Raw genomic sequence first — 23,310 nt, forward strand, 5'->3', positions numbered from 1 at the left:
GGGACATGACTCAGCAAAAAGCGTTTCCGGTGAAGCGGACCGCCGTGCTGACCGGCGCGGCCTCTCCCCGCGGCATCGGACGGGCGACGGCGGAAATGCTCGCCAGCGGAGGCTGGGCGGTTGCGATCCTGGATGTCGACGGCGACGCAGCCCGGAACGCAGCGGAGGAAATCACCGCCGTTTACGGTGTCCAGGCGATTGGCGTGGGCGCGGACGTCTCCGACCCGGAGGCCGTCAACGCCGCCATTGACGAGGTTGAATCCACCCTGCCGCCGATCGTTGGCCTGGCCAACCTGGCAGGTATCAGCTCACCCACGGAGTTCATGGACGAGACGCTCGGGGCGTGGGAGCGGGTGTTCAAAATCAACATGACCGGCACGTTCCTGGTATCCCAGCGGGTGCTCAAGGGCATGATCGAGCGGAAGCTAGGAAGGATCGTGAGCGTCTCGTCCATCTCCGCCCAGCGCGGAGGCGGCACCTACTCCAAGGTGGCTTACAGTGCCTCGAAAGCTGCCATCATCGGTTTCACACGGGCTCTGGCCCGGGAAATGGGCCAGCACGGAATCACCGTCAACTGCGTGGCTCCCGGCCCCGTGGACACGGACATCATGGGTGGAACACTCACGGATGAGCGAAAAGCCGCCATGGCTGCCGACATCCTGGTGGGCCGGGTGGGAACCGTACGGGACATCGCCGCGCTGATGGTGTTCCTGCTGGGCGAGGATGCCGGCTTCATCACGGCCGCGACGTATGACATTAACGGAGGACTGCAGATTTCCTGACCCTTGCGAACTGAGTCATCTGCGCAAGACGGGGCTCAGCCCAGGTGGACGATCGGGGCGTCGCCGTCGGTGCCTGTGAACTTCTTGCGGTCGATGTTGATGAGCAGCAGGGCAATCGGAGCGATCAGGATCGCAACACCTGCGGCCCAGAGGAACACCTTGGCGTAGCCGTCTGAGAGGGCCGCCAGTGAGACACCGCCGGCCGCGGCCGCGATGGTGCTGAAGAGAGCGATGCCGAGGGAGCCGCCGATCTGCTGCGAGGCGTTGACCAAGGCGCTGGCCACACCGGAATCATCCTTGTCCACGCCGAACAGCGCCAGGTTCTGCATCGGCACGAACACCATGCCAAGCCCGACACCCAGGAGAAGGAGCGCGGGCAGCATGTTGACGAGGTAGAGGCCCTCGGCGCTGACCTGCGTGAGCCAGAGCATCGCCGCCGCCATGAAGACCGGACCCGCGGCCGTCGGGATCTTTGCACCCAGCTTCGGCAGGTTCTTCGCGACAACCCCCGCCGTGATGATCAGTGCCACCGTCATGGGCAGGGAAGCAAGCCCGGCGAGGAACGGGGCGAAGCCAAGCACAATCTGGATGTAGAAGTTGATGAACAGAATGCCGCCGATCAGGACCGCGCCGGACAGGAACGAGGCCAGGAACGCCGCTCCGCGGTTGCGCTCGGTGGCCACGCGCAGCGGCAGGAGCGGGTGCTTGACGGTGGCCTCGACCAGGACGAAGAGTGCCATGAGTACGACGCCGGCTGCAATGAATCCCCAGGCTTCGGGGGCATCCCAGCCGTGCTCCGCATTGGTGAAGCCGTAGACGAGGGACCCCAAACCCAGGGCGGCCAGGACGACGCCGGGCCAGTCATATTTGGTGGACCCCTGGGCCTTGCTTTCGCTGACCAGAGACCACACGCCGGCGAGGGCGATGGCGGCGATCGGCACGTTCACGAAGAAGCACCAGCGCCAGCTCGCGTGTTCGGTCAGGAAACCTCCCAGCAGGACGCCGACGGCGGCACCGACGCCAGTGATGGAGCCGAAGATCGCGAACGCCGTGCCGCGGTCCTTTCCGCCCGGAAAGGCGACGTTCAGCAGCGCCAGGGCGGCGGGGGCCAGCAGCGCAGCGAACACGCCCTGCAGGGCGCGCGCACCGATCAGTTCCCAGGGCTGTTGCGCGATGCCGCCGAGCAGAGACGCGACCGCGAAACCTGCGGCGGCCACGAGGAAGGTCCGTTTCCGGCCCCAGAAGTCCGCGATCCGGCCTCCGAGCAGCAGGAAGGCGCCGAAGGCCAGTGCGTAGGCCGTGACCACCCAGGAACGCGCCGAGTCACTGATCCCCATCTCGATCTGGAGACGCGGCAGTGCCAGGTTCACGATCGTGCCGTCCAGGACCACCATGAACTGTGCGAGGGCCAGGAATACCAGCGCCCACCAGCTGCTGCTGGGCCTGCTCCCCTGCTTTGTCCCTGCATCTGCTAGCTGTGTTGCCATATCAAAATCCACCCTTCAAGTATTAATACTTACAAAAGTATAACTACTTCGCATGAGTTCGTAGGCAGGGCGTGGAGGTGATGTGCGCTACTCGGGCTCGGCGATGATCGAGGCGAGGCGCTGCAGGGCCGGCAGGCTGGCGGCGATTTGCTCGCGCTCTTCGGGCAGCAGCCGGGAACTCGCCGACTCCAGCGCTTCCGCCCAGGCGCCCTCAAGGAGGGTCTTGATCCGCTGGGACTCCGCCGTGGGGTGGAGGGCGACGTACCGCTTGTCGGCTGCGTCGCGGGTGCGGGTGACAAGGCCCGCGGCGACCAGCTCCCGGAGCTGGACGCTGACGTTGCTGAACTGCCGCCCGAGACGCGAGGCAACGTCCGCAACGGTGATGCCGGGGTGGTTCTCGATGACCCGGAGGATTTCCAGCACGCCATTGGACAGCGGCCGGACGCCGGTGTCATTGTGCGATTTCCGGCGGATATCGGAGGAAATGTCGATCACCGAGACGGCCAGGGACCGGTGGTCCACAGCCTTCGCCGGTACTTCGGCTGCGCCCATACTTTCCATCCGGTTCAGCCTTCGTCGCAGAGCAGGTGGTACCAGTTGTCGGCGAGCACCTCGAGTGCGTGGTCGCGGTTTGGTTCAAACTTCCGTCGTGTCCAGAGCGTGGCGACGTAGTCGAGCGAGGTGAACGCGAGAGTGCCGCGAATGTGGCGCGTCTCCTCCGAGAAGCGACTTGCCAGCTCCATTCCGCGCACGAGATCGGAGATGACCTCCTCATGCCATCCCTCGACCAGGGCGCGCACCTCGCGATCAACGGCGGCTGCCTCCTCGAGCACGTCGAGGTACGGGCGGAAGACTGGCCAGAGCGCCGCCCGCGACTCCAGCCAGGCCAGGATGCCCGGCAGCTCGCCTGCGCGCACGACGTCGACGAGCTCGGCCGCGGTCGATCCCCGTTCGGGGCCGTCCGCGCGGTCCAGCACAGCGTTGACGCGCGCCATGAAGTCCCGCATCAGGTCGCTGCGCGAGGGGTAGTAGGCGTAAAAAGTCACCCGGGTGGTTCCTGCCGCAGCGGCAATCTCATCGATCGTCGTCGCGGCGTAGCCCTTCTCGGTGAAGAGTTCAAGTGCCCGTTCGACGATCACGTCGCGGGTCAGCTGCTTCTGGGCCTCTCGCAACGACGACATGGATCAATCCTAACGGTGTTGTGCGGCGTCAGACACGAGCTGGCGCCGCCGGACGCACCGCGGCCGGACCGACGTCGGCCAGCCGGCGCAGTTTGGGGATGGGGATCCGGTAGTTGATCGCGACGGCGGTGCCTGAACCGTCCATGTTGTCCCAGCGCAGCAGCATCGAATCCGCACTCTCGCCGGGCTCGCAGAAATCGGGAGTCCCGACAACCGGCGCGAAGCCCACCGACTTGAGCGACAGGCCGAAGCCCTCTGTCCAGAAGTACGGCTGGAAGTCGAACTCGGGCGCCGCGTCACCCTTGAGCAGGCCGACGGCGGCGATCTTGGCCTGGTCGATGGCGCTGGTCCAGAGGGGCACCCGTTCCACCCCTCGACGGGTCGGGAAGAACGCCACGTCGCCGGCGGCGACGATGTCCGGCCGGAGCCTGCCGCGCGAGTCGACACGCAGCTGCCCGTCGACGAGGAGGTTCGAGCCAGCCAGCCAGCCGATGTTTGGCTCGTCGCCGATAGCGGTGACCACAAGGTCCGCCTCCAGTTCGGTGCCGTCGGCAAGGACGACTTTTGCCCCGGTACCGTGATCGAGAAGACGGGCCTTCCCACCGCCAACCACCCGCAGTCCGCGCCGGACGGCGGCGGAGGTGAAGATGTCGGCCAGATGGTCGCCAAGCTGACGCGAGAGCGGCTTGACGTCGGAGACGAGGGTGACCTCGCAGCCCACGTGCAGGCAACCGGACGCGACCTCAACGCCGAGCGGTCCGCCGCCGACCACAATAACTGACGGGCGCGATGCGGCCAGCTCTTTGAGCAGGATCGCATCCTCGATGGTGCGCAGGGTGAGCTCCCGGAGGGAGCCGTCCTGTCGCGGTCCAGCTGCTCCTTGCCCCGGGGCGAGGCGCTTCGCCCGGGAACCGGAAGCGATGACGAGGCCGTCATACGGCAGCTCATCGCCCCCGTCCAGGCGAACCAGCCGGGCGTCAACGTCCAGGCCCGTGGCGCTGACTCCGAGCAGCTCGGTTGCTTCGTGGGTCGGCTCGGGGAGCACATGGGCCTGGAGTACATCGTCGCTTTTCCCATCGACGCTGTTCCCATCAACACTGTCCCCATCAACACTGTGCAGCAGCGCCTTGGAGAGGGCTGGCCGGCTGTAGGGATGGTGGCGCTCGGCGCCCACAACAGTGAGCTCACCATCGAAGCCGGCCGAGCGCAGCGAGTCGCAGGCCGTGAGCCCGGCGATGCCGTTGCCAACCACCACTATCCTGCGCATCGTCATGCCGCGGCCAACCGCAGCGCGGCAACCGGGCAGACCCTTACCGCCGCCTTCGCGGCGTCCAGGTCAGCCCCTTCCGCGTCCGGAACGTCGATTACCAGCTCGCCGTCGTCGTCGAGGTGCATCAGCCGGGGAGCGGCCTCTTCGCAGAGGCCGTGTCCCTCGCAGCGCGGCCGGTCGAGTTGGATCCTCATGCTGCCACCACCTTGGTGACCTGGAGCAACTCGAGGCTCCGCGTGATGTTGCTCGGCTCCCGGACTTCATCGGAAATCGTCAGCGTTTTCACCCTGCGGGCAAGGGCCTCAATGATCGCATGGGCTTCAAGTTTCGCCAGGCCTTGGCCGGCGCAGCCGTGCGGTCCATAGCCGAAGGACAGGTGGTCCACCGGGTTGCGCATCACGTCGAAGGTGTCGGGATTCTCGTAGTGCCGCGGGTCCCGGTTGCCGGCGCCGAAGAGGATGCCCACCTGCGCCCCGGCAGGAATCGTGGCTCCGTCGATTTCCACGTCGCGGGTTGCCCTGCGGCCCCAGATGTGGACCGGTGCCCAGTAGCGCAGCACTTCGGCGAACGCCGCGGGGACGAGTTCCGGGTTCTCCCGGACCAGCCCGAACTGCCCGGGGTGGTGGCCGAACAGCGCAATGATGTTCCCGATTGACGCGATTGTCGTGTCGACGCCCGCTCCCAGGTACTGGTGGATGATGTGCCCCGCAGAGCCTTGGGGAATGTCGCCGCGTGTCTCGGCGTCGAAGATTCCGCGGCCGATTGAGCCGGGTGTGAGGTCGTCGGCGGTGACCGACGAGCACCAGCCGTAGAGCTCGCCGGCGATCGGGAAGCTCTCCTGCGTGCGCTGGTTCAGCGGGCCGATGACCTGCATCGCGGCCTGGCCCCAGCGCAGCATGTTGTCCTTGACGTGTCCGCTGAAGCCAATGAGGTCGGCAACGATTTCGATCGGGAAGGCCCGGGCCAGGGAGTCGATGGCCTCAAAGCTGCCGCTGGCGGCGAGCTCGGCGACGAGCTGGTCCGCCTTTTCGTCGATGACGACCTTCAGGCCGCGGAGTGCGCGGGGGGTGAGGTTCTGTGACAGCGTGGCCCGGAGCTGCGTGTGAATGGGCGGGTCGGAGGCAAGCGAGGTGCCCTGCAGCGCCTCGTTCACCATCGGGTTGAAGCCGATGCTGGTCGACGAGAAGGTCTCCGGATCACCGAGTGCGTCACGGATAACGTCGTAGCGCGTTAGGACGTACAGCTCGTTCTTGGGAAGGTGCACCACTGCGGCCTGCTCGCGGAGCGAGGCATACGTGGGGTAGGGGTCGACCAGGACGTCGTCGGCCCAGATGTCGATGCCGGATTCGGTGGGTGCAGTCACGGTGTTCTCCTTGCGGATTGTGGGTTGTGGGTAGTGGGTAGTGACGTGTAGCCGTCAGTCTCAGACGGCCACTTCAGCGGTGGCCTCTGTCGTCTCTGCGATGGCGTCGGGGGTGGGCGCCGAAGAACGAGCGGAGATGAAGAGGGTGAGGAGGGCGGAGGCTGTTGCCGCGATGGCAGCGACGAGGTAGACCGTTTGGAAGCCCTGGCCGAGCGAGGCTCCGGCCACGCCCTGTATCTGCTGCTGCGCGGCGGTGAGGGCCTGAACCATGCCGTCGACAGCAGGGGCGGGCGCGCCCCCGGCCAGTGCCTGGCCGGAGAACTGGGCGATGACGCCGTCCCAGCCCGAGAGATAGCCCAGGGGCGGCACGTGGGAGAGCCCGGCGACTGCGTTGGCGGGCAGCCCCGCCCCGCCGAGGATCCCGCCGAGGGGGCCCGCGAAGGCTGAGGCGCCGATGCTGAACGCGATGGCCGAGCCGATGACCGGGCCAAGGGCGAAGCCAAGGTCCCGCAGCAGGTTCGTCGTCGCCGACGCCATGCCGATGTGCTGCGGCGGGACGGTGTTGATCGCCACGGAAGTGATGGAGCCAACTGTGAGCGCGAATCCGATGCCCAGCAGCAGAAGTGGCGGAATGAAGGCCGTCCACGGGGTACCGCCGAAGGCCTCCGGCGCGCCCAGGGAGAACGTCGAGAGCCAAAAGCCGGAGATGGCCATGAAGGCGAAGCCCGAGGTGAGCACCCAGCGCGGCGCTATGTGGTGGATGAGCCACCCCACCACGGGGATGAAGGCGAACGCGGGGCCCTGGATGAAGACGAACAGCACCCCGACCTTCCAGGTCTCGGCCAGGGCAAGGCCGCCGACGGCGACGCTGGTGCTGAAGCAGATCGCGAGGAAGGCAAACATGCCGGTGACCGCGACGACGCCTGTGATCGAGTAGGCGCTGTTCTTGAACAGGGAAAGGTGGATGAGCGGCTGTTTGGTCCGCGTCTCGATGACGAGGAAGAGGACCAAAAGGATGCCGCCGATGACGTAGCTAACGACGACATCCGAAGCGCCGAAGCCCGCATCGACCGCCTGAACCGTCGCAAAAAGCACGGCGATGAGGCCGAGCGCGAGGGTGAACTGGCCGGGCAGGTCGAGTTTGCGTCCCTCCGCGGCCGCGGAGTCCTTCGCCCGGAGCGCGACGATGAGAACGCCCACGGCGACGGCGGCCGCAACGAAGTAGGCGACACGCCAGCCGCTGAACACGTTCGGCGTGCCAGCCGCAGCGCCTGGCACGGTGAAGAACTGGGCCGTGAGGCCGGCGAGCAGGGGGGAGATCACCGCGCCGAGCGACAGGAACCCGGCCCAGGTGGCAATGACCCGGGCCCGCGCCCGGTGGTCCGGGGTGATCGCCGCGATCATGGACAGCGAAATGGGGAAGAGGATGCCCGCCCCGATGCCGCCGACGGCCTGCGCGGTGATCATCATCTCGGTTGTCGGCGCCAGCGCAGCAAGGACGGAGCCGACGATGCTGACCCCGGCGCCGATGTACAGAAGCTTCTTGCGTCCGAACAGGTCACCCAGGAGCCCCCAGCTGAGCTCGAACACGACGATACCCATCAAGAACATGCCCGCGATCCAGGTCAGGCCCGCGCCCGAGGTATGGAATTCCGCGGCGAAGGTGCCGCTGAGGGCACCCGGCAGGGCGTTGGTGATCTGCGCGAGTGTGACCGCGCTGTAGGCGGCCACGAACGTCGCTCGTACTGAGCCTCGGCTCGACACCGTGGTGGTCTGACTCATCGATGAAACTCCTTTGTTTCCGGTCGATTCTCCGGTGGTGCGCCGTTGCTGGTGCCCTACCGGGTAAGTGCCGGTAGGCCGGAGGTAGATGTGGCGCTCCCCACAGTGTGGTGCCAAGGTTTACATGATGTCAAGAGCACTTACGCAACGTTGGTTTCATAAGCACGCCGATGCTCAGCTGCCGTACGGCCTGCAAATTTCCTTGACATCATGTAAAGAAATATGTGAGGCTGACTGCACCGCAAGGGAGCGACGGCACGGTCGAACTCCGCGGCACCCCTGCATTGCAGCACTCGATCCTCAAGGGAGAAGCCAAGTGAGCCACACCACACCCGCCGATACCGGTGACGCGTTCCACGCCCCCGCCGGGCAAACCGTCAACACGGTCTTGGGTCCCGTCCCTGCCTCGGAACTGGGCGTTGTGGCGCTCCATGAGGCTTTGTTGTCGGTGGTCCCGGGCGCCCAGTACGCACCGGAGATCTCCATGGACCGGGCGGAGATCTTCCAGGCCCTGGCCGCGAAACTCGAGGACTTCCGCGGGCACGGCGGGAAGACGATCGTGGACAGCACCGGCATGTTCCACGGCCGCGACCTCAAGCTCTACGAGGCACTGTCCCGCTCCACCGGCGTCCACATCGTCGCCTCCACGGGCCTGGGCCCGGAGGAAGAACTCGGCGGATACTTCCTGACGCCCCAGACCAACCCGCCCACCCCGTGGCCGGCCGAAAAGTTCAGTGATCTCTTCGGCAAGGAGGTCAAGGAGGGGATGGTGGTTCCCCGGGTCGAGCGCCGCGCCGCCGCTGGCATCATCGCCACCACCGCCGACCGCGCCGGTATGACGCCGACCGAGGAAAGCCTGTTTCGCGGCTCCGCCCGCGCTGCCAGGGACACCGGCGTCCCGGTCTCCATCCGCTTCGGCGCCGACGCCCTGCACGATCTGGACATCGTCCTGGACGAGCAGATCGGGGCCGACCGGGTGCTCGTCGGCGGCCTCGACCGCAAGGACGGCGCCGGCTCCGCCATGGAAGTGGCCGGCCGGGGAGCCTTCGTCGGCATCGACCACGTGGGCCTGAACGACCATGCGGACTACCTCACCGACCACGATCGCGCCGAACTGGTGCTCGAGCTCGTCAAGGCAGGCCATGCCGAAAGGATCATCCTTTCGGGCAACTCGATCGGCGTGGCCAAGGGTCTGCCGGAGTACAACCTGCCCTACAGCCACGTCCTGACCACCTTCATGCCTTTCCTCAAGGCCCACGGCCTGGGCGAGGAAGACGCCCGGCGCATCCTCGTGGACAACCCGCGCAACCTGCTGACCGTGCGCTAAGCACGCGGCGGCCCACACACAACAAGCTTTCGAACCCCGAGGTGAACGAAATGACCAAAGTCAACACCGTGCTGGGAACCATCCCGGCCGAAGAACTGGAAATCGTGGCGGTCCACGAACACATCGGCTACGGCATGCCCGGGTCCGAACTGGACACCAAGTGGTGGAAGTCTCCGGAGCAGGCCTACGAGGAAACCGTGCCGAAACTGCGGAAATTCCGCGAATACGGCGGCGGCACCTTCGTGGACGCCACGGGCATTTGCAACGGCCGCGACGTCGACTACTACAAGTCACTGTCCCGGAAGACGGGCGTGCACATCGTGGCCTGCACCGGCTTCGTCGGCGGCGACACCGCCCTGCCGCACTTCTCCCGTGCCACCGTGGAGTACCTCACGAAGGTGTTCATCCACGAGATCACCGTCGGCATCGGCACTACAGGCGCCAAGGCCGGCGTCATCAAGGTCGGTGTGAGCCGCGGCGGACGCATGACGGACCTGGACCAGCGGATCTACCGGGCCGCGGCCCGCGCCGCCGTCGTCACCGGCGCACCGGTCCTGACCCACCTGGCCATCGACCCCGAACCGGCGGTGAACATTTTCAACGAAGAGGGCCTCCCGCTGGACCGCGTGCTCTTTGGCCACGCCGACGACGGCCTGAACGCTCCGATCACTCCCCACGATTGGATCTACGAGCAGGGCGGCCGCATCGGCTTCGACACCTTCGGCTACGACCTCGAACTGCCCGATCCGCCGTTCTGGGGCCGCAAGCGCGCCGAACGCATGGAGCACTTCGTCCACCTCGTGAACAAGGGCTATGCGGACAAGCTCCTGGTCTCGGCCGACGCAAATTGCAGCCCACTGGGCTGGCCGGGAGTGAAGGGCCACACCATCAACTACATCTTCGAGGACATGATCCCCGACATGCGCGCAGCCGGAATCGACGACGCCACCCTCAAACTCCTGCTCGAGGACAACCCGGCCGACTTCCTGTCGCTTCACGCCTGACCCCGGACAATCCACCACACTCACCGTTCCCCAACACTTGGCCCGGGCCAAGCGTCAAGAAAGAGATGAACCATGAAGGCTGAAGACATCAAGAACCTCAACATCGCCATCGTCGGCGCGGGGTACGGCGGCGCCGCGGCGGCCAAAGCCCTGAGCCTGCTCGGTGCCGACGTCAACGTGTACGAACAGGCTTCCCAGATGCGGGAGGTCGGCGCCGGCATCGGGCTGCGTCCCGCCACCATGCACCGGTTCAGCCAATGGGGCATCTTTGACGCGATCGCGAAAGTAAGCTCGCCGAGCGACTACTTCGAAATCCTCACCGCCACGGGTGAGCCGATCATGAAGGACACCTGGCCGGAGTTCGGCGAGCAGACACAGACCCACCTCATCCACCGCGGCGACTTCATCGAGGCCCTGCTGGGCGTGCTGCCCGAGGGCATGGTGCACCTTGGCCACAAGCTGGAAACCATCGAGGACAAGGGCGGCCGCCCCGTCCTGACGTTCACCAACGGCAAGAGCGTCGAGGCCGACCTGGTGGTGGGCGCCGACGGCATCAAGTCCGTGGTGCGTGAGCAGCTCTTCAGCGACAAGGGTCCGGTGTTCTCGGGCGAACACGCCTACCGCGCTGTGATCTCCGCCGACGACGCCCACGGCATGGTGGTGGACGACAACCTGCGGATGTACATGGGCAGGGGCACGAAGGTCTACCTGCTGCCGCTGCGTCACCGCAACCAGATGTCGTTCGATATCACCGCACTGTGCCCGGACAGCACCTGGGCCCCCACGATCACGAAGGACGACCTCGTGGCGACAGTGGAGGGCTTCGACGAGCGGATTGTCAACATTGCCCGCGGCCTCGACATGGACACCGTGAACATCCGCGCCGTCTACGACATAGACCCGGTTAGCTCGTGGCACACGGACTCCGTCGTGGTCATGGGCGATGCGGCCCACTCGATGCTGCACCACCAGGGCCAGGGCGCGAACTCGGCCATCGAGGACGCCGGCGCGCTCGCCGATGCCCTTGCGGGGGCTGGCTCCGTCAAGGAGGCACTGGCCCTGTTCCAGGCAACCCGCAAGCCGGTAACGGACGAGCTGCAGCGTATCTCCCGCCAGGGCTGGTCCGAGGACGAGGTCAATGACGTCTTCCCGGGGCAAAAACCCACGTCCCAGAAGCCCGCCGCCGCATCGAAAGCGTGAACGCCATGACCATCCATCCCGAAATCGCCAAAATCCTCGGCACCCTGCCGGCACCGGACGGGTCGCCGCTCAACCCGGCGGCTATGCGCGCCAGGGAGGCTTCGCAGGTGCTCCCTCTCGAGGACCGGCTGCCGTTGTTCCTTGTCGAGGACGCCACGGCAGTGACGGCGTCGGGCGAGGTGCCCGTGCGGATCTACACGCCTGCCGAGGCGGACGCCTACGGCCTGCTGGTGTACTTCCACGGCGGCGCATTCTTCCTGGGCAGCCTGGACACCCACGACCACGTGGCACGGTCGCTGGCGAGGGAGACCGGCCACAAGGTCATCTCGGTCGGCTATCGCCTCGCCCCGGAGGCCGCGTTCCCGGCCGGCCTCGACGACTGCTACGGGGTGGTCCGGTGGGCCGCCGAGCAGGGTGCGAGCCTGGGCTGGGACGGGAAGAACCTGGCCATCGCCGGTGACAGCTCGGGTGGCAACTTCGTCGCGGCCGTCGCCGCGCAAGCACACGACGACGGGTTTGATCTCATCACGCACCAGGTCCTCTTCTACCCGTCCCTGGACCTGGACTTCGACGTCGACCGCTACGCCTCACTGCGGGAGAACGCTGAGGGGTACGGGCTGGAGACGGCGGGCCTTTTGCCGTTCAACTCCTTCTACCTCGGGAACGGGGCGGATCCGTCGGATCCCCTCGTCTCCCCCATCAAGCGCGAGGATCTCGCCGGCCTGCCACCGGCCCTGGTCATCACCGCCGAGTACGATCCCCTGCGCGATGAGGGCGAACTCTACGGCCAGCGACTGACGGAGGCCGGCGTGGACGCGACGGTCAGCCGTTACGCGGGGGCAAACCACGGCTTCGTCGCAAACTTTTCCTGGCTCCCGGAGTTCTACCGGGCGTTCGGTGAGACGGCCGCCTTCCTGGACGGGAACGCCGGGCAATGACGCCGGCAGTCGCTGTTCATCCCATCGTCTCGCCGTGGGGCCGGTTCGGTCTCTACAGCTTCTTCATCGACGCCCCGGAGCCCGCCATCGTGGACACTGGGATCGCATCCTCGCCCGCGGAAGGACTGGCGCCCGCGCTGGCGGCGATCGGCCGCCGGATCGAGGACGTCCGCTGGATCCTGCTGACTCACGGGCATATCGACCACGTCGGCGGTGCCCACGCCCTGTGGGAACTCACCGGACGGCGCGCGCAGGTCGTTATCCACGAGGCCGACGCGCCGCTGCTGCGCTCGCGAAGGGCGCACGTGGACGAATACGTCGCCGGCCGGGCGCAGTACCTGCACGACCCTGACGGTGAATCGAGGCTGTCGGCCGCCGCGGACGCGGTTATCTCCGGCGAGATGGAACCGACGTTGTTGGTGCGGGGCGGAGAGAGAATCTCCCTCGGTGGTGACGTCACCGTTTCCGTTCACTCAATCCCGGGACATACCCCCGGGTCGGTCGCCTATGTCATCGACGGGCAGGACGACGTGTTCGTCGGCGACGCCGTCCAGGTCCACGGCGCGGCCAACGGGTTCCCCGGTTTCGTGGACCCGGCCGGCTATCGCGCAGGCCTTCAGTACCTGCGTGAGGAGATCCGTCCGCAGCATCTCTACCTCGGGCACCCGTACCGCCGCGCGGACGGCACGCCGTATGGCGTCGAGCTCGACGCGGAACAGGCCAGGGAAGCGCTCCAGGCGAGCCAAGAGATCGAGGCCCGTGTCGGTGACGCGGCCTGCCGCTGCCTGGACGCCGGGCTGCAGGACACGGACTCGCCATACTCGCCCTTCGCCCGCGTTGCTGAAGAACTCGGCTACGCGGGGGACCCCAGCCTGGAGCCGTCCCCGTTCTTCACGACGCTCCACGGCTACCGCACAACCTTTGACCAAATGACCAAGCATGAGGAGCTACGCACCCATGGATGACCTAAAGATGCTGGATGCCGGCGGGGAAAAGATTGCTGTCCGCAAGGATCTCCGGGTCCCGATGCGGGACGGCGTCGAGCTCGCCGCGGACGCCTATCACGGTACTGAGGACAAGCCGCGGCCCGCCCTGGTGGCACTGAGCCCCTACGGCAAGGAGCTGCAGGCGCTGGCCCTCACCACCCCGCCGCAGCGGCGCCCCAGCCCCATGTGGGACGGCTGCATCGAGGCCGGGGACATCGCCCGCATCGTCAAGGAGGACTACGTCCACGTCATCGGCGACCTGCGCGGCTCCGGCCACTCCGGCGGCGAGCACATCGGCAATTACAACGCCGGCGGCGTCTCCCTGGGCCAGGACGCGTACGACTTCATCGAATGGGTCGCCGAGCAGCCGTGGTGCGACGGCAACGTCGGCATGGTCGGCATCTCCTACTTCGGCTCCATGCAGGTGCTGGCCGCGGCCGAGCGCCCGCCGCACCTGAAGGCGATCTTCGTCTCCGGCGGCCACTACGACTTTTACGAGACCACCTACCACGGCGGCGTCATGTGGTTCATGCCGCGCGCCGCCCGCGAGGGCCGCGGCGGCGACTCCGGCTGGGCGTTCACCGACGGCGTGAAGTCCCGCATGATCGAGAAGTACTCCCCCGATGAACTGAAGAAGCTGGTCCAGGAGCGGCTGCAGGATCCGGACGTGGCCGCCTGGCCGAACCTGGTCCATGTCCTGAACTACCCGAAGAATCATGAGGTCTGGTTCGACATCGTGATGAACGAGCTGGACGGGGACTGGTACGAGGAGCGCAACCCCGTCTCGCTGGCCCCGAACATCGACATCCCGGTCTGGCTGCAGCTCGACCAGGGCCGCGGCTGGACCTTGGATGGCACGATCGAGCTGTTCAATAAGCTGAAGGGCCCCAAGAAGCTGGACATCGGTCCCTACCCGCCGATGCAGTCGCGTCCCTTTATCGAGGAGCACGACAAGATGTTCCGGTGGTACGACTACTGGATCAAGGGCATCGACAACGGCGTCATGGACGAACCGGCCGTGAGCGTCTTTGTGGAGGGTTCCCGGGAGGTGGTGACCGCCGAGGCGTGGCCGCCGAAGGACATCGAGTACAAGTCCCTCTATCTGCGCCCGCGCCACACGCTGTCCGAACAGCCCGAGCCGATGGGGGCGGAGTACGCCGCCCCGGACGGCTTCTACCAGGCGCCGCTGACGGTGACGGACAAGGTGGAGATCATCAGCTGGTCCACCCCTGTCTTCGAGGAGGACACGGAGATGATCGGCGCCGGTGCCGCGCACATCTTCGCCGAGATCGACCAGCCGGACACCAACTTCATCCTGCGCCTGTGGGACTACGCTCCCAACGGCCCGCGCCAGCTGATCACCAGCGGCTACCTGAAGGCCTCGCACCGCGAACTCGACGAGCGAACCACCGAGGGCAACCCGTACCACGCGCACACCCGTTCCGTGCCGGTGGAGCCGGGGACGATCGAGGAGTACGTGCTGCGCCTCTATCCGTTCGCGAACACGTTCAAGCCGGGGCACAAGCTGACGGTGGAACTGTCCAACGGCGAGCCGCTGGCCGACGAGCACAATGCGCTGCTGCCGCCGGATGCCTTCCACCTGCCCGTGGGCCGGCCCGTCACCCATAAGATCTACCGCGACGCCGCCCACCAGTCCAGGCTGGTCCTGCCGTTCACCACACGCAAGGCGGCGGAAGACCAGGGGCACTGATGTCGTGGGGCACCTGAAAACGCCGGGGCGCAGTCAATAGACTGCGCCCCGGTGCTTCCTGCTCACTCAGCCAGCAGGAAGCACCAGTTCTCGACCATCAGATCCAGAGAAGTGTCGCGGTCTACGGTCCAACCGAGCCGCATCCAGCGCCGGGAAAAGAACTCCAGTTCTCCGAAGGCCAGCGTGCACCGGACACGGCGGCTGGGTGGGTCAAAACGCCCGGCCCGGTCCAGGCCGGCCTGCATGTCATCGATTGCCAGGTCGAACCACTGATCCAAAGCGGCCTGGATGTCCGGTTCGCTGGCCGCGGCCTGGTGCGCCGCCACCACATAGGGACGGATGTCGGCCCATTGGTCAAATTTCCGTGCAAGCCAGACCCTGATCAGCTTGCGGTCCCCGGATTCCACCACCGAATGCAGCGGCGGCACATCGGCATCGGTCAGTATCTCGTTGGACCGCTCGACGAGCGAGCGCATGAGCTGGGCCTTGGACGGAAAATGCGAATAGAAGGTTGCCCTGGTGGTGCCTACGGCAGCGGCAATGTCATCCACCGTGGTGGCGGCGAACCCCTTTTCCTCGAAAAGCTCCAGCCCCTTCTCGAGAAAAAGTCGGCGGGTCATCTGCTTTTGAGCTTCTCGAATGCTTGCCACGGCCCCAGATTAGTCCACATTCTCAGACCACGCTGGAATCCGCCGATACCGAATCGGTTGAGCAGCAGCGGCGGGCTGCCCGCAGTTCCGGGTGCCATCGGAGCGATCCGGTGGCACCCGGAGCCGCAACCGCGGCCGCGGCAATGACCGGGCGGGTCACGAACGGACGTAGGCCGCCAGGTGCTGGCCGGTGAGCGTGGCGCGGGCAGCGACGAGGTCGGCGGGGGTGCCCTCGAAAACAAGCCTGCCGCCGTCGTGGCCGGCACCGGGGCCGAGGTCGATGATCCAGTCGGCGTGCGCCATGACCGCCTGGTGGTGCTCGATGACGATAACCGACTTGCCGGAGTCGACGAGCCGGTCCAGGAGGCCCAGCAGGTTCTGGACGTCGGCGAGGTGCAGGCCGGTGGTGGGCTCGTCGAGGACGTAGATGTCACCCTTCTCTGCCATCTGGGTGGCGAGCTTGACGCGCTGCCGCTCACCGCCGGATAGCGTGGTGAGCGGCTGGCCGAGGGTGAGGTAGCCGAGCCCGACGTCCACGAGCCGGTCGAGGATCTTGTGGGCCGCCGGCGTGCGGGCTTCCCCTTCGCCAAAGAACACCTCGGCCTCGGTCATCGACATTGCCAGCACTTCGGCGATGTTGTAGCCGCCCAGCCTGTACTCCAGCACCGAGGCCTGGAATCGCTTGCCCTCGCAGTCCTCGCAGATGGACTCGACGGTGGCCATGACACCGAGTTCGGTGAAGATGACACCCGCGCCGTTGCAGGTGGGGCAGGCGCCTTCCGAGTTGGAGCTGAACAGCGCCGGCTTCACGCCGTTGGCCTTCGCGAATGCCTTGCGGATCGGCTCGAGGAGGCCCGTGTACGTCGCGGGGTTGCTGCGGCGCGACCCCTTGATGGCACCCTGGTCGATTACCACCACACCGTCGCGTCCGTCCACCGAGCCGTGGATCAGCGAGCTCTTCCCTGAGCCGGCGACGCCGGTGACCACGCAGAGCACGCCGAGCGGGATGTCGACATCCACACCCTGGAGATTGTTGGTGGAGGCACCACGGACCTCCAGTGCGCCCGAGGACGGGCGTACCGATTCCTTTACCGCGGCCCGGTCGTCGAGATGGCGGCCGGTGATGGTGTCACTCCCCCGCAGCCCCTCCACGCTTCCCTCGAAGCAGACACTGCCGCCCTCGGTGCCTGCGCCGGGACCGAGGTCAACGACGTGGTCGGCTATCGCGATGGTCTCCGGCTTGTGCTCGACGACAAGCACGGTGTTGCCCTTGTCGCGCAGCTGCAGCAGCAGCTGGTTCATCCGCTCGATGTCGTGCGGGTGCAGGCCGATCGTCGGCTCGTCAAAGACGTAGGTGATATCTGTGAGGGACGAGCCCAGGTGCCGGATCATCTTTGTGCGCTGGGCCTCTCCCCCGGACAGCGTGCCCGCCGGCCGGTCCAGGGAGAGGTAACCCAGCCCGATTTCGGCGAACGAGTCGAGCAGGTGCCGCAAGCCGTTCAGGAGCGGCGCGACCGAAGGCGCATCGAGCTCGCGGACCCACGCGGCCAGGTCGCTGATCTGCATCACGCAGAGGTCGGCGATGTTCTTGCCCTGGATCTTCGAGGACCGGGCCTCCCGGCTGAGCCGCGTGCCGTCGCACTCCGGGCAGGCCTGAAACGTGATGGCGCGCTCCACGAAGGCCCGGACGTGGGGCTGCATCGCCTCGACGTCCTTGGACAGCATGGACTTCTGGATCTTCGGGATCAGCCCCTCATACGTCAGGTTGATGCCCTCAACCTTGATCTTGGTCGGTTCCTTGTAGAGCAGGTCGTGCATTTCCCTTTTGGTGAACTTCGCGATCGGCTTGTCCATGTCGAAGCCGGCGCCGCTGAAGATGCGGCCGTACCAGCCGTCCATGCTGTAGCCGGGGATTGTCAGGGCACCGCCAGCGAGCGACTTGGAGTCGTCGTAGAGCGCAGTGAGGTCGAAGTCGGAGACCGAGCCCATGCCCTCGCAGCGCGGACACATGCCGCCCAGGTAAACCGCGTCGTGCACCACATTCTTCTCGACCCGGCCGCTTTTCTCGGTGCTCATCACGCCGCTTGCCTTCCGCGTCGGGACGTTGAAGGAAAACGCCGTGGGGGGTCCCACGTGTGGTGATCCCAGCCGGCTGAAGAGGATGCGCAGCATGGCGTTGGCATCGGTGACGGTGCCGACGGTGGACCGGGGGTTGGCGCCCATCCGCTCCTGGTCGACGATGATCGCCGTCGTCAATCCCTCGAGGTGGTCCACCTCCGGCCGCGACAACGTCGGCATGAAGCCCTGCACGAAGGCGCTGTAGGTCTCGTTGATCATCCGCTGCGACTCTGCGGCGATCGTGGCGAACACCAGGGAGCTCTTGCCCGAGCCGGAGACGCCGGTGAACACCGTCAGCCGGCGCTTCGGGATCTCGATGCTGACGTCCTTGAGGTTGTTCTCGCGCGCGCCCTGTACGCTGATCAAATCGTGGGTGTCAGCAACATGCTGCGCAGGCGACTGCGTGTCCGCCCCGGTGGCCATGCTCATGGTGTCTCCATCTGTTTGCGGGGCCGCCTGCGCGGACTCCCTCAGCGTCGCTTTGCTCTATCTAACCAGCTTCCGGCTCTGTGCCTTCTTGTCCCGCGTCCGCCTTGCCCGCGTCCGCCTTGCCGCGTCCGCGGACGGCTCAGAGCGGCTGCTGGATGCGGATCAGGTTGCCCGCGGGATCGCGGAAGGCACAGTCGCGGACTCCGTAGGGCTGCTCTGTCGGCTCCTGGACCACCTCGGCGCCGCTGGCCTGGAGCCGTTCGAAGGTAGCGTCGACGTCCTTGGTGGCCAGGAGGATGCGGGCGTAGGTGCCCTTGGCCATCATCTCGTCGATGATGCGGCGCTCGTCGTCGGTGATACCGGGGTCGGCGGCCGGCGGCTCCAGGACGATGGCCGTGCCCGGCTGGTCGGCCGGGCCGACCGTGATCCAGCGCATCCCGCCGTATCCGACGTCGTTGCGGACCTCGAAACCGAGTGTGTCGCGATAGAAGGCGACGGCGGCGTCGGGATCGTTGTGTGGGAGGAAACTCGCGTGAATGTTGATGTCCATGAAATTCATGCTAGCTGCGCTTCGGGGGCCGGCACTTCTCGATTCCTGACCGGTCTGGTGACCTGTTTCGCCACGCAGGACGGCATCCCCGCGGTCGCGCGCGCCGCCTCGCGCCGGTAGACGCTGGGCGGTACGCCGACCAGTTCGGTGAAACGGGTACTGAAGGTGCCCAGCGACGAGCAGCCGACCGTGAAGCAGACGTCGGTGACGCTCAGGTCGCCGCGGCGCAGCAACGCCATGGCGCGCTCGATGCGCCGCGTCATCAGATAGCTGTACGGTGACTCGCCGTACGCGAGGCGGAACTCGCGGCTGAGGTGCCCGGCGGACATGTGCACACCGCGGGCGAGGGCCTCGACGTCGAGCGGTTGCGGGTACTCCCGGTCCATCCGGTCACGGACGCGGCGTAGCAGCGCGAGGTCGCGCAAGTGCTGCGCCGGGTCGGGTTTGCTGGTCACATGTGAGATGGTGCTACTTCGCGCCGAAGTTGTCCACCCCGGCCGTGGTCCCAAATCTCAAGTCGTTCCATTGTCTTTGGCGGCGGCCTCACTGAGAATGAACCATGACGGTCTACCTGAGGTCCTTAGAAACTGCAGTCCCGCCAACCATCCTGGTCCAGTCCGAGGCCAGGGCGGTGTTCGCCGCCCAGCCGGGCCTCACTCGGCTCGGATCCCGGCTGGTCAACACCTGCTTTGACTCCGCCGCCATCGACACCCGGCATACGGCAGTCGAGGAACTCACCAAGGACAGCCGGGCGGAAGATCCCCAGTTCTTCGACCCGGCCACCGGCTTGGTGCTCAGCCCCAGCACCAAGACCCGCAACGGCATTTTCGCCACGGAAGCGACCAAGCTCTTCATTGAGGCCGCCCAAAAAGCCCTGGATGCCTGTCCGGGAGTCGATGCGCAGGACATCACCCACCTGATCACCGTCTCCTGCACCGGATTCTTCAATCCGGGCCCGGACTACAAGATTGTCCGGGCCCTCGGCCTGAACCCGGCCGTCCAGCGGTACCACCTCGGTTTCATGGGCTGCTACGCCGCATTCCCGGCGCTGCGGGCCGCGAAGTCATTTTGTGAAGCGGACCCGGATGCGGCGGTGCTGGTGGTCTGCGCCGAACTCTGTTCCCTCCACGTCCGGACCTCCAATGACCCGGACACCATCATGGGATCGGCCTTGTTTGCCGACGGCGCCGCTGCGGCCATCATCACGGCGCGGGACATCCCTGGCGAACCAGCCCTGCTGCGGCTGGACCACTTCGAAACCGTTCTGACGCCCGTCGGGGAGGACTCGATGGCCTGGAACATCGGCGACGAAGGCTTCGAGATGGTGCTGGGAAACTATGTCCCGCACATCATCGATGACCACATCATCGGCGCCCTCGAACCTCTCCTGTCCCGCGACAGTTCGCTGCAGGGACTCCCCTACCGGGACATCCAGCACTGGGGCATCCACCCGGGCGGCCGGAGCATCCTGGACAAGGTCCAGTCCAGGCTGGACCTCAGCGACGAACAACTCGTCCCCGCCCGCGAAACCCTGCGGAACTTCGGCAACATGAGCAGCGCCACCGTCCTGTTCGTCATCAAGCACATCCTGGACCTGCCGGCGGCGGACGACGCCGGGACCAGCCCGGCCAGCCCCGGCGGCCCGGGCGTGGAACGGATCTGCTCCATGGCCTTCGGCCCGGGCCTGACGGTCGAAACGGCACTCTTCACCAGGCTGGCTGCCCCGCGACCTGCTGACAACCCGCGGCAGGAGTCCGCGGCGGAACCGGCGGAACCAGTAGCGGTACGGGTCTGAAAGCGGCCACACTGAAACCGTTCAGCGCGAAGCAGATCCCAGAACACCTCCGGGCGGCCCTCTTGCGGGACCGCGCGTCAGACGCCGTCGAGGAAATGGACCTGCCCGGCTGCGATCCCGGCCGGCTGGAGCGCACTTATGCCCAGTTTGCGCTCGTCAACCGCGCAGTGGCCGGTTGGCGCGGCATCTATCGGACCCGGATCCGGCCGCGGCTGTCCGCGGACTCCCCCACGTCCCTGCTGGACATCGGTTGCGGCGGGGGCGACGTTTCGGTGCTGCTTGCCCAATGGGCCGCCCGGGACGGGCTGCGCCTGGAAGTCACTGCCATTGACCCGGATCCGCGGGCCATCCTGTTCGCCCGCGCCCGCCACGCTACGGCGGACGTGACGTTTCGCCAGGCGAGCTCTGCCGAGCTGCTCGCAGGGGGCCAGCGGTACGAGGTCGTGGTGTCCAACCATGTGCTGCACCACCTCAGCGGGCTGGGAACGTTCCTTAGCGAGTGTGCCATGTTGTCCAATGGCACCGTCATCCACAACGACATCCGCCGCAGCCCCGCCGCCTACGCGCTCTTCTTTGCCGGCTCCTGGGTGCTCACAGGCTCCTACATCCGGCGGGACGGGTTGACCTCAATCCGTCGAAGTTACACTGCCGCGGAGCTGGCCGCCGCCGCTCCCCCCGGCTGGACAGTGGCCCGCCACGCGCCATTCCGGAACCTGCTGCTGCTGGACACTCCCGACGGCGACTATCCGGGGAGGCCCGCTGCCCGTGGCTGAAGTGCTGATCATCGGTGCTGGTCCGGTGGGACTGTTCATGGCCGCGCTGCTGCTGCAGGAAGGCGTGGATGTGCAGATCCTGGAACAGCGGAGCGCACCGGAACCGCACTCGCGTGCCATCGGCATCCATCCGCCGGCGTTGGCTGCGCTCGCGGGAACCGGAGTTTCCGAGGCCCTGGTTGCCGAAGGCGTCCCGATCCGCCGCGGAGTCGCCCTCGCCGGCGGGAAATGCCTCGCCCAGATGTCCTTTGCCGGTGTCTCGGACCGTTTTCCGTTCGTCCTGTCCCTGCCCCAGGGCCGCACGGAGGCGCTGCTGGAACGGCGGGTCAATGAGCTCAACGACGGCGCCCTGCACCGCGGCGTCCGCCTCATCCGGCTGTCCGACGACGGCGCCCGCGTCACCGTGGAAGCCGTATCCGGGCGCGGCACCTTGAGCTATGCGGCGCCGCTGGTCATTGCCGCCGACGGCGTGCGTTCCACAGTGCGGGCGCTGCAGGGCGTCGCCTTGCGAGCCAAAGAGTACCCGGACAGCTACCTCATGGGTGACTTCGCGGACAACACCGGGTTCGGTCCGGACGCCGCGCTCTTCCTGGCCGGGGCCGGCATCGTGGAGTCGTTTCCCTTGCCCGGTCATCTCCGCCGCTGGGTGGTGCGGCTGGGCGCCGGCGACCCCCCTGCTGCCGGCGGCGCCACCGCGGGCGGCCAGTGCGGCGACAGTCAGGGCGGCGACGCCCTGTGGCTCATGCGCTGCGTACGCGAGCGGACAGGACTCGACATCGACGCCGGAACCAACAGCATGCTGAGCAGCTTCGGCGTCCGCACGCGCCTGGCCCGCCGGATGGTGACCGGCCGGGTGGTGACGATCGGGGATGCGGCCCATGAGGTCAGTCCCATCGGCGGGCAGGGCATGAACCTGGGCTGGCTCGACGCTGCGGCGCTGGTACCGATCGCAACGGCCGCCATGCGCCGCCAGCAGGTAGACGGCGCCTTGAAGAACTTCGAACGCACCCGGCTGCGGGCGGCGGCGAGGGCCGCACGCCAGGCCGAAATCAATATGGCCCTGGGCCGGCCCCTCACGGACGGCCTCTTGGGGTTGCGGAACCGGGCCATCGGAGGCGTCGCCGCAGTTCCGGCGGTGAATGCACTGATCGCCCGCCGCTTCACGATGCAGTGAGGATCCCGGTTGCTGCCCCGCGGCCTCCCGCCCGTCGCTGCTCATCGAAGACACCCGCCGACACCTTTTGAAATTCACCCGCACATGCGGGAGAATTTGGTGGGGTGCTCACGTTCGACGCGCCAGGGCATCCTGAGTTGCCGAGCCCAAACCGTGCATCGGAACCGCAGTCGGTCAGTTGTGGCCCCGAACTCGATCCAGGTGCCGTAACTCGGAGTTTTTTGCAGAGTTCTTTTGATAGTCCAGCCTGACAACGGCGCGACATCGCTCAGCGCCAGTTCGAGCCCCTGGGGCCGCCCAGCAGGGTGGATCGGGGGTAAAGGGTGTGTTGCGAACGCACTCCCGCCGCACAGGAAGGTTCCGGAATTCCACGACCAAATCGGCAGCTCAATCCCTTCATCCGCAAATACCTCAAGACCGGCCGCCCCGCCCATGCAGATGCCAGAGGTCTCGGCGAAATCAAGCCGGTCGAGCCCGCCGCCCGGCAGGAGGGCGCGCCCCTCCTCGGCGATGATCAGGTCTACGTGATGAAGTACGGGAGCGAGTACCATACGGCGTGGTGCCACGTTGTGGCCGACAACTGGCGCAACGCCCCCAGAGGGCTCCTCGTGACGTTGTTGGCCGATATCGGAGCGCGGACCCGCTGCGAGGAATGTGACCGACCCTTGAGCGCAGCCGGAGCGTCATCTGCGCAGGAGTACCAAAAACAACCCCGGCCCGCCCCGGCGACCCCGCCGCCGGACGGGGTGATCCCGTTGAAGGTCGTCGGGGTGGCCCATGGAATCCTGTT

Annotated in this window: 22 protein-coding genes; 11 read left to right on the plus strand and 11 right to left on the minus strand. The window is 66.7% G+C overall.

The features are described 5' to 3' along the window. Window positions 1–5: 5 nt before the first annotated feature. Window positions 6–782, plus strand: coding sequence for an SDR family oxidoreductase (locus LQV16_RS02700; RefSeq protein ID WP_229992394.1), 777 nt, complete (start codon window positions 6–8; stop codon window positions 780–782). 35 nt (window positions 783–817) lie between these two features. Here the strand turns inward: LQV16_RS02700 and LQV16_RS02705 are convergent, their stop codons facing one another. The 7 genes from LQV16_RS02705 to LQV16_RS02735 all read right to left on the minus strand — a co-directional run bounded on the left by LQV16_RS02705 (window position 818) and on the right by LQV16_RS02735 (window position 7,865). Further along, window positions 818–2,269, minus strand: a complete 1,452-nt coding sequence (locus LQV16_RS02705) for an MFS transporter (protein WP_229992395.1) — start codon at window positions 2,267–2,269, stop codon at window positions 818–820. Between the two features lie 87 nt (window positions 2,270–2,356). Then, window positions 2,357–2,830, minus strand: a complete 474-nt coding sequence (locus LQV16_RS02710; RefSeq protein ID WP_229992396.1) for a MarR family transcriptional regulator — start codon at window positions 2,828–2,830, stop codon at window positions 2,357–2,359. 5 nt (window positions 2,831–2,835) lie between these two features. After that, window positions 2,836–3,450 carry a TetR/AcrR family transcriptional regulator gene (locus LQV16_RS02715; protein ID WP_229992397.1) on the minus strand — a complete coding sequence of 205 codons (615 nt, stop codon included), beginning with the start codon at window positions 3,448–3,450 and terminating at the stop codon, window positions 2,836–2,838. A gap of 28 nt (window positions 3,451–3,478) precedes the next feature. Continuing rightward, window positions 3,479–4,723: an NAD(P)/FAD-dependent oxidoreductase gene (locus tag LQV16_RS02720; protein ID WP_229992398.1), complete on the minus strand. Its 1,245-nt coding sequence runs from the start codon at window positions 4,721–4,723 to the stop codon at window positions 3,479–3,481. Continuing rightward, window positions 4,720–4,914 carry a ferredoxin gene (locus tag LQV16_RS02725; protein WP_229992399.1) on the minus strand — a complete coding sequence of 65 codons (195 nt, stop codon included), beginning with the start codon at window positions 4,912–4,914 and terminating at the stop codon, window positions 4,720–4,722. The genes LQV16_RS02720 and LQV16_RS02725 overlap by 4 nt, the downstream gene beginning before the upstream one ends. Next, entirely contained in the window at window positions 4,911–6,083 is a 1,173-nt protein-coding gene (locus LQV16_RS02730) for a cytochrome P450 (RefSeq protein WP_229992400.1), read from the minus strand. The genes LQV16_RS02725 and LQV16_RS02730 overlap by 4 nt, the downstream gene beginning before the upstream one ends. 60 nt (window positions 6,084–6,143) lie before the next feature. Then, the gene (locus LQV16_RS02735) at window positions 6,144–7,865 is read right to left on the minus strand and encodes an MFS transporter (RefSeq protein ID WP_229992401.1); all 1,722 of its coding nucleotides are present in this window, start codon (window positions 7,863–7,865) and stop codon (window positions 6,144–6,146) included. 316 nt (window positions 7,866–8,181) lie between these two features. Here LQV16_RS02735 and LQV16_RS02740 point away from each other — a divergent pair, with 316 nt between their 5' ends. From LQV16_RS02740 to LQV16_RS02765, 6 genes are all read left to right on the plus strand, one after another. Further along, window positions 8,182–9,192 carry a phosphotriesterase gene (locus LQV16_RS02740; RefSeq protein WP_229992402.1) on the plus strand — a complete coding sequence of 337 codons (1,011 nt, stop codon included), beginning with the start codon at window positions 8,182–8,184 and terminating at the stop codon, window positions 9,190–9,192. A 50-nt stretch (window positions 9,193–9,242) separates the two neighbouring features. Beyond that, window positions 9,243–10,196 (plus strand): phosphotriesterase, encoded by a 954-nt coding sequence (locus LQV16_RS02745; protein ID WP_229992403.1) that lies wholly within the window; start codon window positions 9,243–9,245, stop codon window positions 10,194–10,196. Window positions 10,197–10,268: 72 nt separating this feature from the next. Then, window positions 10,269–11,396, plus strand: coding sequence for an FAD-dependent monooxygenase (locus LQV16_RS02750; RefSeq protein WP_229992404.1), 1,128 nt, complete (start codon window positions 10,269–10,271; stop codon window positions 11,394–11,396). A 5-nt stretch (window positions 11,397–11,401) separates the two neighbouring features. Next, complete coding sequence (locus LQV16_RS02755; protein WP_229992405.1) at window positions 11,402–12,334, plus strand: alpha/beta hydrolase; 933 nt, start codon at window positions 11,402–11,404, stop codon at window positions 12,332–12,334. Beyond that, window positions 12,331–13,299, plus strand: a complete 969-nt coding sequence (locus LQV16_RS02760; protein ID WP_229992406.1) for an MBL fold metallo-hydrolase — start codon at window positions 12,331–12,333, stop codon at window positions 13,297–13,299. The genes LQV16_RS02755 and LQV16_RS02760 overlap by 4 nt, the downstream gene beginning before the upstream one ends. Next, window positions 13,292–15,031 carry a CocE/NonD family hydrolase gene (locus LQV16_RS02765; RefSeq protein ID WP_229992407.1) on the plus strand — a complete coding sequence of 580 codons (1,740 nt, stop codon included), beginning with the start codon at window positions 13,292–13,294 and terminating at the stop codon, window positions 15,029–15,031. The genes LQV16_RS02760 and LQV16_RS02765 overlap by 8 nt, the downstream gene beginning before the upstream one ends. A 62-nt stretch (window positions 15,032–15,093) precedes the next feature. Here the strand turns inward: LQV16_RS02765 and LQV16_RS02770 are convergent, their stop codons facing one another. The 4 genes from LQV16_RS02770 to LQV16_RS02785 all read right to left on the minus strand — a co-directional run bounded on the left by LQV16_RS02770 (window position 15,094) and on the right by LQV16_RS02785 (window position 19,233). Then, on the minus strand, window positions 15,094–15,681 hold the full coding sequence (locus LQV16_RS02770) for a TetR/AcrR family transcriptional regulator (protein WP_229992408.1): 588 nt from the start codon (window positions 15,679–15,681) through the stop codon (window positions 15,094–15,096). 156 nt (window positions 15,682–15,837) lie between these two features. Beyond that, on the minus strand, window positions 15,838–18,228 hold the full coding sequence (locus tag LQV16_RS02775) for an excinuclease ABC subunit UvrA (RefSeq protein WP_229992409.1): 2,391 nt from the start codon (window positions 18,226–18,228) through the stop codon (window positions 15,838–15,840). A 139-nt stretch (window positions 18,229–18,367) separates the two neighbouring features. Then, window positions 18,368–18,787, minus strand: a complete 420-nt coding sequence (locus LQV16_RS02780; protein ID WP_229992410.1) for a VOC family protein — start codon at window positions 18,785–18,787, stop codon at window positions 18,368–18,370. Beyond that, window positions 18,784–19,233: a helix-turn-helix transcriptional regulator gene (locus tag LQV16_RS02785; protein WP_229992411.1), complete on the minus strand. Its 450-nt coding sequence runs from the start codon at window positions 19,231–19,233 to the stop codon at window positions 18,784–18,786. Before LQV16_RS02785 ends, LQV16_RS02780 begins: the two co-directional genes overlap by 4 nt. Window positions 19,234–19,337: 104 nt before the next feature. Here LQV16_RS02785 and LQV16_RS02790 point away from each other — a divergent pair, with 104 nt between their 5' ends. From LQV16_RS02790 to LQV16_RS02805, 4 genes are all read left to right on the plus strand, one after another. Continuing rightward, window positions 19,338–20,573 carry a type III polyketide synthase gene (locus LQV16_RS02790; RefSeq protein ID WP_229992412.1) on the plus strand — a complete coding sequence of 412 codons (1,236 nt, stop codon included), beginning with the start codon at window positions 19,338–19,340 and terminating at the stop codon, window positions 20,571–20,573. A gap of 62 nt (window positions 20,574–20,635) precedes the next feature. Beyond that, entirely contained in the window at window positions 20,636–21,346 is a 711-nt protein-coding gene (locus LQV16_RS02795; protein WP_290369316.1) for a class I SAM-dependent methyltransferase, read from the plus strand. Next, window positions 21,339–22,520, plus strand: a complete 1,182-nt coding sequence (locus LQV16_RS02800; protein WP_229992413.1) for an NAD(P)/FAD-dependent oxidoreductase — start codon at window positions 21,339–21,341, stop codon at window positions 22,518–22,520. Before LQV16_RS02795 ends, LQV16_RS02800 begins: the two co-directional genes overlap by 8 nt. Before the next feature lie 323 nt (window positions 22,521–22,843). After that, a partial coding sequence (locus tag LQV16_RS02805; RefSeq protein ID WP_229992414.1) for a hypothetical protein occupies window positions 22,844–23,310 on the plus strand: 467 nt, incomplete at its 3' end.

This window comes from Arthrobacter sp. Bi26 (genome assembly GCF_918697925.1).
Lineage (GTDB): Bacteria > Actinomycetota > Actinomycetes > Actinomycetales > Micrococcaceae > Arthrobacter.